The sequence below is a fragment of the Variovorax pasteuri genome, assembly GCF_051216435.1.
In the GTDB taxonomy this organism is placed as follows: Bacteria; Pseudomonadota; Gammaproteobacteria; order Burkholderiales; family Burkholderiaceae_C; genus Variovorax.
Window position 1 is genome coordinate 1 of the sequence record NZ_JBPJZS010000013.1, and the last position, 12,330, is coordinate 12,330.

Below are 12,330 nucleotides of genomic sequence, written 5' to 3' on the forward strand. Positions count from 1 at the left end.
TACACGCACCGCATGCCCCGAGGCGACCAGCTTCTTCACGGTCTCGGGTGTAACGGCCACTCGGGTTTCGCCAGCCAGTGTCTCGGCAGGCACGCCTATCAGCATAGAGATCTCCTCAGGGGATGGACCTTCCCCGGCAGGGAAGGCAAGTGTCCGAGCCAGCGCAACACGGCCTCGCATTGCAGGATGATTTCCTGTGTGGCATCGACGCGCAGCACGCCGCTTTCGCCGACGGGCGACTCGAGCGTCGCGAACTGGTTGCTCACCAGGCTCGGAGGAAACCAGTGGCCGGAGCGCGCCGCCACGCGGGCAAGCGCCTCGTCCGCGCCGATCTCCAGGTAGACGATGCGCAGTGCGGGCGCCGCCGCGCGCAGGCGGTCGCGGTAGCTGCGCTTGAGCGCGGAGCAGGTGACGACCACGTGGTCGGCCGAACGCTCCACCAGCGCACCGAGCCGGTCGAGCCAGGGCGCGCGATCCTCGTCGTCAAGGGGGATGCCGCGGCGCATCTTGTCCTGGCTGCCCGGCAGATGGTGGTCGTCGCCTTCGATCATCGAGGCGCCGATGGCGAGTGCGAGCGCGGCGGCCGTGGAGGACTTGCCGCATCCGGACACGCCCATGACCAGCAGCTTGAAGGATTCTGGCGGCCGCTCTGCGGCTTTGGAAGGGGTGAGGCCGGCGGCCGGTAGGGAAGGGTAGGTCAATGCGTCTCCTGCGTGCAAGCGGCCCGGGCCCGGGCCCGGCACCCGTGGCCTCGGCCTTGGCCGTCGTGCAGCCCCGGAAGGTACGCAAAGTGCCTGCGCCGCACAAAGACAGGATCGGTCTGGACCTATAGGGAAACGTTATGTCGCCGCCCTATAAGGAAATGCGTCACCCCTAGAGCAAGGCCGTCTTGGCGCCACCGGCGGGACGGGCCTACCGTCGGGCCATCGACATCACCACCGAACAGGAAGTCATGTGAGCCCGTCCCGTCCGTCCCGAATTTCCAGCCGCATCCGCCGCATCAAGCCGTCCCCCAGCAGCGCCGCCGCAGACCGGTTCGCCGAACTCCGCAGGGAGGGCAAGGACATCGTCAACCTGGCCATCGGCGAGCCGGATTTCGACACCCCGGAGCACATCCAGGAGGCCGGCTGCGCCGCCATCCGGCGCGGCGAGACGCGCTACACCCCTGTCGCCGGCACGCTGGCCCTGCGGGAAGCCATTGCTGCCAAGCTGCTGCGAGAAAACGGCCTGAGCTACAGCCCGCGCGAGATCATCGTCACGGTCGGCGCCAAGCATGCGCTGTTCAACGCGCTGTCGGTGACGGTGGAGGAGGGCCACGAGGTGATCGTGCCAGCGCCGTACTGGGTGTCGTACCCGGACATGGTGCTGGCCTGCGACGGCACGCCGGTCACCGTGGCCTGCAAGGAGGAAGACGATTTCCGCCTGACCCCCGAGGCCCTCGAGGCGGCCATCACGCCGGCCACGCGCTGGCTGGTCTTCAACTCGCCGACCAATCCCACCGGCACGACCTACACCGGCGAGCAGCTGCGCGCGCTGGCCGACGTGCTGATGCGCCATCCCCAGGTGATGGTGCTGACCGACGACATCTACGAGCACATCCGCTTCACCGACGCCGCGCCACCCCACCTGCTGGCCATCGAGCCCGGCCTGCGCGACCGCACGCTGGTGGTGAACGGCGTGTCGAAGACCTATGCCATGACGGGCTGGCGCATCGGCTATGCGGCCGGCCCCGCCGACATCATCGCGGCGCTGGACATGCTGCAGTCGCAGTCGACCAGCGGTGCCTCCTCCGTGAGCCAGGCCGCCGCCGTGGCGGCGCTGAACAGCGACGCGGCCTTTCTGCCCGACTGGGTGGCCACGTACAGGCAGCGCCGCGACACCGCCACACGGCTGCTCGACGACATTCCCGGCATTCGCGCACGCGCACCGGGCGGCGCGTTCTACCTCTATCCCCATTGCGGTGGACTGATCGGCAAGCGAACCCCCGAGGGAAAGACGCTGGAAACCGACAACGACGTGGTGATCTACCTGCTCGAAGCTGGCGGCGTGATGGTGCTGGCGGGCACGGCCTACGGCGTGTCGCCGTACTTCCGCATGTCGACCGCCACGAGCCTCGCGCAGATCGAGGAAGGCTGCCGGCGCATCGCTTCTGCGGTGGCGAAGCTCGGCTGAACCGCTGACTGCACGCCTGCCTATCAGGAATCCTTATAGGCGAAGGTCCATAACGTATTGGCGAGCGAGCCCAGCGCTTCCTACCATTCTTTCCACCCTTTCATGACTCGGAGAAAAGCAATGAGCTACCCCACGAACTCGAGATCGCGCGGCGCGGCCCTGGCAGCGCTCGCCGCCATCGCCTGCTTCTGTACGCTGGCACCCGCCAACGCGCAGACCGACACCTTCAAGATTGGCGTCATCGCGCCGATGAGCGGCCCCAATGCCCGCTACGGCGCTTTCGCAAACAAGGGAGCGGCACTGGCCGCCAAGGAAATCAACGCCGCGGGTGGCGTGTTCGGCAAGCAGATCGAGCTCGTGAGCGGGGACAGCCAGTGCGTGCCCGCGGAAGGCGTGGCCGCCATGCAGCGCATGATCAGCCTGGAGAAGACGCCGGTGGTCATCGGCGACGTCTGCAGCTCGGTGACGCTGGCGATGCAGCCGCTGGCCGAGGAGTCGAAGGTGTTGCTGGTGAACGCGGCGTCGTCGAACCCCGACATCACCTACAAGGCCGGCGTGGGCGGCTTCAAGTGGACATTTCGCAACTACCCGACCGACGAGGTGCGCGCCGCCACGGTGCTGGAGTACGCGTCGAAGACCAAGGGCTTCAAGAAGTTCGCGGTGCTCTCGGTCGACAGCGACTATGGCCGCGGCGCCATCAAGTTCACCAAGCGCTACCTGCCGAAGTACGAGGGCGCCGAGATCCTGAGCGAGGACTACTACAAGGATTCGGAGACCGACTTCCGCTCGGTGCTGAGCAAGATCCGCCGCTCGGGCGCGCAGGCCATCATCCTCTACGGCCAGGCCGACACCACGCCGATCATCGCCCGCCAGATGCTCGAACTCGGGCTGGCCGGCAAGGTCGCGCTGGTCGGCAACGGCGAGTTCAACACCAAGGAAACCGTCGCCGCCGCGCCGAAGGTCATGAACGGCGCGGTCGAGGCCGCCGCCTGGCTGCCCGAGGTGCCGGCGCCGCGCAGCCTGAAGTTCGTGGAGGACTACAGGAAGGCCAACGGCGGCGAGATGCCGAACAACCACGCCTACACGTACAACGACACGCTGAACCTCATCGTGGCCGCGATCAGGAGTGCCAACAGCCTGAAGGCAGAAGACATTCGCAACGCCATGGCGAAGATCAAGTACGACAGCCCCATGGGCATCGTGACCTTCGACGACCACAACCAGGCGGTCATGCCCATGGTGTTGCTCGAGATCGTCGACGGCAAGCCGGCCATCAAGGGAATGATCGCGACCAAGGTCGACTACACGGCCGGCGCGAAGTGACGCACCGTTCCCAGCCTGCGAGAACACCGTGAGCTCATTCCTTTTTGAACAGATCGTCAACGGCATCATCACCGGGGCGGTCTACGCCCTGGTGGCCGCCGGCATGACGATGATCTTCGGCGTGCTGCGGGCCATCAACTTCGCCCACGGCGAGTACTACATGCTGGGCACCTTCGCGGCCTGGTGGGTCATGTCGAAGCTGATGGCCGACTACAGCATCGCCATCATCGGCGGCGTGGCGATCGTCAGCGTGATCGCCGTGGTGATCGGTCGCGCCGTGATGCAGCGCCTTATCGGCCAACCCTTCCAGGCCGGCGTGCTGGCCACGCTGGGGCTGTCGCTCATCCTGCAGAACGTGGTCATCCTCGCCTTCGGCGGCGGCTACAAGGTGTTCTCGGGCGGCTGGCTGGAGCCGATCGAGATGGGCGACTTCGGCATGTCGCAGCAGCGCGTGATCCTGGTGGTCGTCACGCTGGCGGTGTTTGCCGGGCTCGAGTGGATGGTGCGCTGCACGCGCCTGGGCCGCTCGATCCGCGCGGTGTCGCAGAACATCGAGTGCTGCCAGGTCAACGGCATCGACGTCGAACAGGTGGTGCGCCGCACCTTCCTGATCGGCGTGGCCATTGCGGCGCTCTCCGGCATCCTGACCGGCCCGATCAACGTCAGCATCTACGGCGGCATGGGTGAGTCGATCACGCTGAAGACCTTCGCGGTGATCGTCATGGGGGGCATGGGCAACGTGCGCGGCACCCTGATCGCCGGCGGCCTCCTGGGCGTCATCGAAAGCCTGGTCGCGGCCTTCATCGGCCTGCAGTACCGAGACTCGGTCGGCTTCATCGTGCTTCTCCTCATGCTCATGTTCCGGCCCCACGGCCTGTTCAGCAGCAAGGCCCGCTTCTGAAAGCGACAACTTCATGAAACAGGCAATCTTGTCAAACACCACGCTGGACACGCCGCGCCTGCCGGCTGCCCGGGTCGCCGCGGTCAACTGGAGCGCATGCGCCGTCGGCGCGGTGATGCTGCTTTGCGCGCCGCTCTTCCTCGGCGACTACTACCTGCACGCGATGGTCCTCGCGATGATCTTCCTGCTGCCGGCCCTGGGGCTGAACCTCATCCTGGGCTACACGGGCATGCTGTCCTTGGCGCAGGGCGTGTTCTTCGGGGTTGGTGCCTATGCATCGGCCCTCATGTCGATCCACTTCGGCACGCCGTTCCTCGTGAACTTCCTGGCCGCGGGGCTGATCGCCGGGCTGGTCGCGCTGCCGCTGGGCATCCCGGCGCTGCGGCTGCGCGACACCTCGTTCGTGATGTGCACGCTCGGCATGGTGGTCATCGCGCAGATGGTGTCGAAGAACTGGATCGACCTGACACGCGGCGACATGGGGCTGTCGGGCGTGGCCCGGCCGCGCCTGGGCTTCGGCGACTGGGTCTACACCGTCATCAAGGCGCCCGAGTACTTCTACCTGGTGCTCGCCGTTGCGGCGCTGGCGGTGGCGGCGTTCGTCGCACTGATCCGCTCGCCCGCCGGCCGCTGCATGGTGGCCATTCGCGACAACGAGACGCTGGCCGAATCGCTGGGCGTGCCGACCTGGACCTACAAGCTCCTGGTCTTCATGCTGAGCGCCGTCTTTGCGGGCCTGGGCGGCAGCCTCTACGCGCATTTCTCGACGGTCGTGAGCCCGCTGGTCTTCCAGGCCTACTACTCCAACACCATCCTGATCATCGTGCTGGGCGGCGGCGTGGGCAAGGTGCCGGGCGCGATCATCGGCAGCTTCGTCTTCGTGGCGGTGTCCGAAGCATTGCGCATCACACCCGAGCTGCGCATGGTCATCTATGGCTTCGTGCTGCTGGGGCTGGTGTTCCTGTTTCCGCAAGGGCTGGCGCCGCTGTTCCAGCGTGCCGCAGAGCGCATTGCCGGCATTGGAAAGGGGGCGAGCGATGTCCGCTGAACCCGTCATGCTGCGCATCGAAGGCCTGCGCAAGAACTACGGCGCCGTCGCCGCGCTCCAGGGCGTGGACATCGAGGTTCGCCGCGGCGAGGTGATGGGGCTCATCGGCCCCAACGGCTCGGGCAAGTCGACCCTGTTCGACTGCTGCACCGGGCTGCAGCGCAGCGACTCGGGCCGCGTGCTGCTCAAGGGCGTGGACATCACCGGCTGGCCGATGAACCGCATCGCCCGCGAGGGCCGCTTCCTGCGCAGCTTCCAGAAGACCGTGGTCTTCCCGACGCTGGACTCCGAGGAGAACCTGGTGCTGGCCGGGCAGATGTCGCGCTTTCCGAACGTGCTGTCGACCTTCTGGGTCGGGCCGTCGGCGAGGAAGCGCATCCAGGCCCTGCGCGAACGCGCGAAGGAACTGATCGAAGTGACGGGGCTGGCGCGCGTGGCCCACCTGCCGGCGGGCCACATGTCCGGCGGCCAGCAGAAGCTGCTGCAGTTCGCCTCGATGCTGATGCCCGAACCCGAGCTGATCCTGCTGGACGAGCCGCTGGCGGGCATCAACCCCGTGCTCATCGAGAAGGTCATCCAGTGCATCGAGCACGCCAACCAGAAGCTGGGCGTGACCTTCGTGGTGATCGAGCACAACACCGACGTGCTGATGAACCTCAGCCACCGCGTGGTCGTGCTGCACCAGGGCGCCAAGCTCGCCGACGCCACGCCGGACGAGGTGGTCCGCAACTCGGAGGTCATCGAGGCCTACCTCGGCGGCTGACACGAAAGAACAACACCATGGAACTCGAAATCGACAACCTGCGTGCCGGCTACGGCCACCTGGACATCCTGCACGGCGTGGACCTGAAGATCCGGCACGGCGAATTCGTCACGCTGCTGGGGCCCAACGGGGCCGGCAAGTCGACGCTGCTGAAGTCGCTCTTCGGCATGACCACCCACAAGGGCGGGTCGATCCGCTGGAAGGGCAAGGACATTGCGGGCCTGCGCCCGCAGGCGATGCTCGGCCACGGCATTGCCTACGTGCCGCAGGGCCGCTGCAACTTCCAGCTGATGTCCATCGACGAGAACCTCGAGATGGCCGCCTACACCATCAAGGGCGGCGACCTGAAGGGCGAGCGCGAGTACGTGTACGACCTGTTCCCCATCTTGCGCAAGCGTCGCAACGAGCTGGCCGGCAACATGTCCGGTGGCGAGCAGCAACTGCTCGAGATGGCAATGGCCGTGCTGCGACGCCCCGAGATCCTGCTGGTGGACGAGCCATCTGTCGGCCTCTCGCCGCAGGCCATCACGCTGGTTTTCAACGAGCTCAAGCGCCTGCACAAGGGCGGCCGAACGATCCTGCTGGTCGAGCAGAACACCCGCAAGGCCATGGAGGCCGCCGAGCGCGCCGTGGTGCTGCGGCTTGGCAAGGTCATCTGGGACAGCCCGGTCGAGGCGCTGAGCACCGCCGACCTGGGCGAACTGTTCATGACGGGCCGGCGCGCATCCGACGCGGCCGTGGCCTGAGCACACATCTCAACCGAACACAGAAGGAGCTGAAAGGCATGAAACTGGCATTTGACACAGGTGGCACGTTCACCGACTTCGCGATGACGGACGACGACGGAACCATCCTGCTGCACAAGGTGCTGAGCACCCCCGATGCGCCCGCGCGCGCCGTGCTCCAGGGCGTGGACGAGCTGCTCGCCAAGGTGCGCGAGCGCAACGGGGCCAAAGCCACGGGCAACGGCCAGTTGCAGATCCTGGGCGCGACCACGGTGGTGACCAACGCGGTGCTGGAGCGCCGCGGCGTGCCCACCGCCTTCATCACCACCGACGGCTTCCAGGACATGCTGCGCATTCGCACGGAAGGGCGCTACGACCTGTACGACCTGCGCATCCAGTACCCCGAGCCGCTGGTATCGCGCGAGCTGTGCTTCGGCGTGGAAGAGCGCATTGCTGCCGACGGCACGGTGATCAAGGCACTCGACGAGGACGGCGTGCGCACCATCGCCCGCGTGCTGCTCGACAGGAAGGTCGAGTCGGTGGCCGTGTGCCTGCTGCACGCCTACAAGTACGCGCAGCACGAGCGGCGCATTGGTGAGATCCTGGCCGAGGTGGCGCCGGGCATCTCGGTTTCGCTGTCTTCCACGGTGTGCCCCGAAGTGCGCGAGTACGACCGCGCCTCGACCACTGTCGTCAACGCCTACACGCGGCCGATGATGGTCGGGCACGTGAACCACCTCGAGCGCGAGCTGTCCAAGCGCGGCGTCGAAGGGCAACTGCTCTGGATGACCTCCAGCGGCGGCGTGGTGCCGAGCTCGTCGGCCTCGCGCACGCCGGTGCGGCTGATCGAATCCGGCCCCGCGGCTGGTGCGGTGGCGGCGGCGGACTATGCGCGCCAGGCCGGCGAGTCGAGCGTGCTGTCCTTCGACATGGGCGGCACCACGGCCAAGCTGTGCCTGATTCCGAACGGCCAGCCCATGGTGGCCAACGACCTCGAGGTGGCCCGGCATGAGCGCTTCCGAAAGGGCAGCGGCTTTCCGCTGAAGATCCAGTCGATCCACATGATCGAGATCGGTGCGGGCGGCGGCAGCATCGCTGCGCGCAACAAGCTCGGCCTGCTGGGCGTGGGGCCGCGCAGTGCGGCCGCGGCACCGGGGCCGGCCTGCTATGGACGCGGCGGCACGGAGCCGACGGTGACCGACGCCGACCTGTTGCTGGGTTACCTGAACGAAAACTCCTTCCTCGGCGGCGACTTCGCGCTCGACAAGCCTGCCGCCGAATCGGCGATGGCCCGGCTCGCGAAGGACCTGGGCATTTCGCGGGAGCGCTGCGCCTGGGGCATCCACGACATGGTCAACGAGAGCATGGCCGAGGCCGCCTCGATGCAGGCCACCGACAGCGGCGTCGACCCGCGCGCGCTGCCGCTGATCGCCTTCGGCGGTGCAGGGCCGGTGCATGCGTACGGCGTGGCCCGCAAGCTGGGCATCCGCAAGGTGATCTGCCCGCTGGGTGCGGGTGTCACCTCGGCCATCGGCCTCCTGGGTGCGCCGGTGGCGGCCGATCTGTCGGCCAGCCTGCCGATGCGCATCTCGGCCTGGAACCCGAGCGCGGTGAACGTGGTCAAGGCCACGCTGGCGGACCAGGGGCGCGAAGTGGTGCTGGCGAGCAAGGTGCCGGTGGACCACATCAGCTATTCGTACACCGTGGACATGCGTCACGTCGGCCAGGGCTACGAAATCTCGGTGCCGCTGCCGGCGCTGGACCCGGCGGACCCGAAGTTCATCGAGGAACTGCTGGCGCGCTTCCATGCAGCCTACGTGGCCCTGTACGGCCGCGGCGTCTCGGGCACCGATGCGGAGGTCATCACGTGGCGCGTGCGCGCCAGCGGGCCGAAGGCGCCGGTGTCGCTGGCCAGCCTGCGCGGCGAGTCGGAAGTGAAGCGCGATGCACGCAAGGGCACGCGGCCCGTGTTCTTCCCGGAGCTCGGCAGGTACGTCGACACGCCGGTCTACGACCACTATGCGCTGGTGCCCGGCGTGCCGGTCGAGGGTCCCGCGATCATCGAGCAGCGCGAGTCGACCGTGGTGATGGGGCCCAACGCCTCTGCCTCGCTCGATGCCGAACACAACCTGATCATGCTTTTGTCCTGAGGTCTTGCCATGTCCATGCTCAAACCCGATTTCAACGATCCGATCACCCTGCAGGTGATGTGGGACCGCCTGGTCTTCATTGCCGACCAGGCCGACAGCGCACTCGGCCGCACGGCCTTCTCGCCGATCGTGCGCGAGAACCACGACTACGTGAACGTGCTGCTCGACGCCAAGGGCCGCGCGCTGGCGCAGTGCACCTGGTCGATTCCGGTGTTCATCACCACGCTGCCCATGGCCGCACAGAACTACTTCCTCAAGGCCTTTCCGCCCGAGTCGCTGGAGCCCGGCGATGTGCTGGCCACCAACGACCCGGTGATCGGCACGGGCCACCTGCCGGACATGGTCATGCTCACGCCGATCTTCCGCAAGGGCAAGATCGTGGCCTACGCCGGCAGCATCGCCCACCTGCCGGACATCGGCGGCCGGCCGCAGTCGCCCGATTCGACCGACATGTTCGAGGAGGGCATCCGCATCCCGATGCTCAAGCTCTTCAAGGCCGGCCAGCCGAACACCGACGTGTTCGCCGTCATCGAGGCCAGCGTGCGCCTGCCGCACGAGGTGCGCGGCGACATCCAGAGCATGGTGGCCGCCAACGAGGTGATGAGCCGCGAGCTCACGCGCTTCATGGACGAGTACGGCCTGGAAGACTGCGACGGGCTGGGCGAGGCGATCTTCAGCCGTTCGGAGCGCCACATGCGCCAGGCCATCGCGGCTTGGCCCAACGGCAACTACAAGGCCGACATGACGATCGACGGCTTCGAGTCCGACGTGAAGCTGTGCGTGAGCGTGGAGGTGCGCGACGACTCGATCCACGTCGACTACACCGGCACCTCGCCCGAGGTGGCGCGCGGCATCAACGTGGTGCCGCACTACCGCGTGGCGCACAGCGTGTATGCGCTCAAATGCCTGCTCGACCCGGAGACGCCGAACAACGAGGGCTGCATGGTCGCGCTGACCGATTCGGCACCGGTGGGCTCGATCCTTAATCCACGGCCGCATGCGGCGGGTGCGGCGCGCAACCTCGTGGGCCACTGCATTCCGAGCCTGATCTTCAAGGCGCTGCAGCACGTGGTGCCCGAAGGCGCGATGGGCGACAGCGGCGGCGCGCCGATCTGGGGCATCAACTGCCAGGGCCAGCGCTCCGACGGCACGGCCTATGGCAGCGCGCAGAACTTCCATGGCGGGCAGGGGGGGCGTTCGTCGATGGACGGCCTGGACACACTGAGCTTTCCGTCGAACTGCCGCGTGACGCCGATCGAGATGTACGAGCTGGCGGTGCCCGTGCTCACCGAGTGCAAGGAGCTCATTCCCGACTCGGGCGGCCCCGGCCAATTCCGCGGCGGCCTGGGCCAGCGCGGCGTGATCCGCAACCTGTCGGACCGCGAGATGAACATCTACCTGAGCACCGAGCATGTGAAGTACCCCTGCCTCGGCGTGCTGGGCGGCCAGGCCGGACGCAACGGCGCGGTGCTGCACGACGGCAAGGCCGTGTTCCCGAAGGGGCGGCTGGTGCTGGCGCCGGGCGAGCGCCTCACGATCGAGCTGCCCGGCGGTGGCGGCTGGGGCGATGCGCAGCAGCGCTCGCACGAGCTGATCGAGGACGACCTGCGCCAGGGTCTTGTCAGCGCGGCCGGCGCGCAGGCCGACTACGGCTACGAAGCGAAGAAGGTGGCTGCATGACGGCCGGCGCCTTGCAGGGGCAGGTGGCCCTGGTGACCGGTGGCGGCTCGGGCATCGGCCGCTCGACCGCGCGGATGCTGGCCGCCGAAGGCGCGCGCGTTGTCGTGATGGGCCGCCGCATCGAGCCGCTGCAGGCTGTGGTGGCCGAGATCCGTGACGCGGGCGGGCAAGCCTGGGCCCGCCAGGCGGATCTGCAGGAGCGCGAACAGTTGCTCGCGCTGGTGCAGTGGACGGCCAAGGAGGTCGGCCCCATCGGCATCCTGGTCAACAACGCGGGCCTCACGAGCCGCGTGCGCAACATCCGCTGGATCGAACCGGACGACTGGGAGTCGGCCGTGTCGGTCAACCTGACGGCCGTGTATGTGCTGATCCAGGCCGTGCTGCCGGGCATGCTCGAAACCGGTGCCGGCACCATCGTCACGGTGTCTTCGCTGGCGGCCGTGCGGCCGAACCTGCTGGGCGGCGCACCCTACGGCGCGGCCAAGGCGGCGGTGACGAACCTCATGGGCTTCGTGCACGGCACCTTCCGCAACAACAACATCCGGTCCACCACCATCCTGCCCGGCGAGGTCGACACGCCCATCATGGACACGCGCGTGCGTCCGCCGAGCACGGACGAGCGTGCGGCCATGGTCGCGCCCGACGACGTGGCGCGCGCGATCCTGCTGGCCTGCACGCTGCCGCAGGGCACCACCATCGAGCAGCTGGTGATCAGCCCGACGCGCGCGCGCGACCAGGGCCCCGACATCGAGATCAGCCGCTGGCTCGGCGCCCCCGACGGCACACCCGGCAAACCCTGAACGAGACAAAGCAATGAGCGACACCCTTCATCAACGCCTGGCACGCGGCGACTCCGTGCTGATGGTCAACCCGAACCACATTTCATCCACGTTGTGCGAGAAGCTCGTGCGCTCGGGCGCGGACTCGGTGTTCATCGATTGCGAGCACGGCCTGGCCGGCTTCGAGGACATCCACCACATGGCCAAGGCCGCGCGCTATGCGGGCGGCTTCGGCATCGTGCGCCCGCAGAACCAGGAGCGCTCCACCATCACGCGCTGCCTCAACGCGGGCGCGGACGGCGTGATGGTGCCGCTGATCCACACCGCGGAGATCGCGCGGCAGGTGGTGCACACCTTCCGCTATGCCTGCCCCGACGATCACCAGACCCGGCTGCTCATCGGCATGGTGGAGTCGGTCGAGGCCGTGCGCAATCTCGACGAGATCCTGGCGGTCGAGGGCATCGACGTGTTCTTCGTCGGGCCCGGCGACCTGTCGCAGTCGATGGGGTATTCGCCCGCGGTGGCGCCGGGCAAGCGCCGGCCGCAACCCGCGCTCGACCTGGTCGACCAGACGCTGCAGCGCATTCGCGCGGCCGGAAAGATCGCCGGCACCCTTGTCGTGAAGCAGGACGTCGAACACCTGGTGTCGATGGGCGCACAGCTGCTGTACTACCACGCCGACCCGTTCGTGACGGAAGGCGTCGCGGCGATGCGCAGCCTGTCGCGGCCCGTGGCGGCCGTCGCCGACGCGCACTGAGGATTCTTCGGCCGAAAAGTCCAGCGATCGGG

At 67.6% G+C, this 12,330-nt stretch carries 12 protein-coding genes; 10 read left to right on the forward strand and 2 right to left on the reverse strand.

Going from position 1 to position 12,330, the window contains the following annotated elements; all coding sequences use genetic code 11:
- Both ACSFBM_RS30670 and ACSFBM_RS30675 read right to left on the reverse strand, forming a co-directional pair.
- Window positions 1–105 (reverse strand): hypothetical protein (locus ACSFBM_RS30670; RefSeq protein ID WP_435487308.1); only part of this gene is annotated, 105 nt, incomplete at its 3' end.
- Window positions 99–617 carry a gluconokinase gene (locus ACSFBM_RS30675; RefSeq protein WP_435487899.1) on the reverse strand — a complete coding sequence of 173 codons (519 nt, stop codon included), beginning with the start codon at window positions 615–617 and terminating at the stop codon, window positions 99–101. The genes ACSFBM_RS30670 and ACSFBM_RS30675, both read right to left, overlap by 7 nt.
- Before the next feature lie 337 nt (window positions 618–954).
- Here ACSFBM_RS30675 and ACSFBM_RS30680 point away from each other — a divergent pair, with 337 nt between their 5' ends.
- The 10 genes from ACSFBM_RS30680 (at window position 955) to ACSFBM_RS30725 (ending at window position 12,298) form a co-directional block, all read left to right on the forward strand.
- Window positions 955–2,172: an aspartate transaminase gene (locus ACSFBM_RS30680; RefSeq protein ID WP_435487762.1), complete on the forward strand. Its 1,218-nt coding sequence runs from the start codon at window positions 955–957 to the stop codon at window positions 2,170–2,172.
- A 120-nt stretch (window positions 2,173–2,292) separates the two neighbouring features.
- Window positions 2,293–3,495 carry an ABC transporter substrate-binding protein gene (locus ACSFBM_RS30685; RefSeq protein WP_435487763.1) on the forward strand — a complete coding sequence of 401 codons (1,203 nt, stop codon included), beginning with the start codon at window positions 2,293–2,295 and terminating at the stop codon, window positions 3,493–3,495.
- A 28-nt stretch (window positions 3,496–3,523) separates the two neighbouring features.
- Window positions 3,524–4,396: a branched-chain amino acid ABC transporter permease gene (locus ACSFBM_RS30690; protein ID WP_435487764.1), complete on the forward strand. Its 873-nt coding sequence runs from the start codon at window positions 3,524–3,526 to the stop codon at window positions 4,394–4,396.
- A gap of 13 nt (window positions 4,397–4,409) precedes the next feature.
- Complete coding sequence (locus tag ACSFBM_RS30695; protein WP_435487765.1) at window positions 4,410–5,444, forward strand: branched-chain amino acid ABC transporter permease; 1,035 nt, start codon at window positions 4,410–4,412, stop codon at window positions 5,442–5,444.
- Window positions 5,434–6,207 carry an ABC transporter ATP-binding protein gene (locus ACSFBM_RS30700; protein WP_435487766.1) on the forward strand — a complete coding sequence of 258 codons (774 nt, stop codon included), beginning with the start codon at window positions 5,434–5,436 and terminating at the stop codon, window positions 6,205–6,207. Before ACSFBM_RS30695 ends, ACSFBM_RS30700 begins: the two co-directional genes overlap by 11 nt.
- Window positions 6,208–6,224: 17 nt before the next feature.
- A complete protein-coding gene (locus tag ACSFBM_RS30705; protein ID WP_435487767.1) occupies window positions 6,225–6,953 on the forward strand; it encodes a branched-chain amino acid ABC transporter ATP-binding protein in 729 nt (242 codons plus the stop codon).
- A 38-nt stretch (window positions 6,954–6,991) separates the two neighbouring features.
- The gene (locus ACSFBM_RS30710) at window positions 6,992–9,082 is read left to right on the forward strand and encodes a hydantoinase/oxoprolinase family protein (protein WP_435487768.1); all 2,091 of its coding nucleotides are present in this window, start codon (window positions 6,992–6,994) and stop codon (window positions 9,080–9,082) included.
- Window positions 9,083–9,091: 9 nt separating this feature from the next.
- On the forward strand, window positions 9,092–10,762 hold the full coding sequence (locus ACSFBM_RS30715) for a hydantoinase B/oxoprolinase family protein (RefSeq protein ID WP_435487769.1): 1,671 nt from the start codon (window positions 9,092–9,094) through the stop codon (window positions 10,760–10,762).
- Entirely contained in the window at window positions 10,759–11,562 is an 804-nt protein-coding gene (locus ACSFBM_RS30720; RefSeq protein ID WP_435487770.1) for an SDR family oxidoreductase, read from the forward strand. The genes ACSFBM_RS30715 and ACSFBM_RS30720 overlap by 4 nt, the downstream gene beginning before the upstream one ends.
- 13 nt (window positions 11,563–11,575) lie before the next feature.
- Window positions 11,576–12,298 (forward strand): HpcH/HpaI aldolase family protein, encoded by a 723-nt coding sequence (locus ACSFBM_RS30725; protein ID WP_435487771.1) that lies wholly within the window; start codon window positions 11,576–11,578, stop codon window positions 12,296–12,298.
- Window positions 12,299–12,330 lie beyond the last annotated feature (32 nt).

What these genes read in the sequence shown, in the direction of transcription:
- ACSFBM_RS30710 (WP_435487768.1), top strand. Translation starts at nt 6,992, where the DNA reads ATGAAACTGGCATTTGACACAGGTGGCACGTTCACCGACTTCGCGATG.
- ACSFBM_RS30685 (WP_435487763.1), top strand. Translation starts at nt 2,293, where the DNA reads ATGAGCTACCCCACGAACTCGAGATCGCGCGGCGCGGCCCTGGCAGCG.
- ACSFBM_RS30705 (WP_435487767.1), top strand. Translation starts at nt 6,225, where the DNA reads ATGGAACTCGAAATCGACAACCTGCGTGCCGGCTACGGCCACCTGGAC.
- ACSFBM_RS30725 (WP_435487771.1), top strand. Translation starts at nt 11,576, where the DNA reads ATGAGCGACACCCTTCATCAACGCCTGGCACGCGGCGACTCCGTGCTG.
- ACSFBM_RS30695 (WP_435487765.1), top strand. Translation starts at nt 4,410, where the DNA reads ATGAAACAGGCAATCTTGTCAAACACCACGCTGGACACGCCGCGCCTG.
- ACSFBM_RS30700 (WP_435487766.1), top strand. Translation starts at nt 5,434, where the DNA reads ATGTCCGCTGAACCCGTCATGCTGCGCATCGAAGGCCTGCGCAAGAAC.
- ACSFBM_RS30715 (WP_435487769.1), top strand. Translation starts at nt 9,092, where the DNA reads ATGTCCATGCTCAAACCCGATTTCAACGATCCGATCACCCTGCAGGTG.
- ACSFBM_RS30720 (WP_435487770.1), top strand. Translation starts at nt 10,759, where the DNA reads ATGACGGCCGGCGCCTTGCAGGGGCAGGTGGCCCTGGTGACCGGTGGC.
- ACSFBM_RS30675 (WP_435487899.1), bottom strand. Translation starts at nt 617, where the DNA reads ATGGGCGTGTCCGGATGCGGCAAGTCCTCCACGGCCGCCGCGCTCGCA.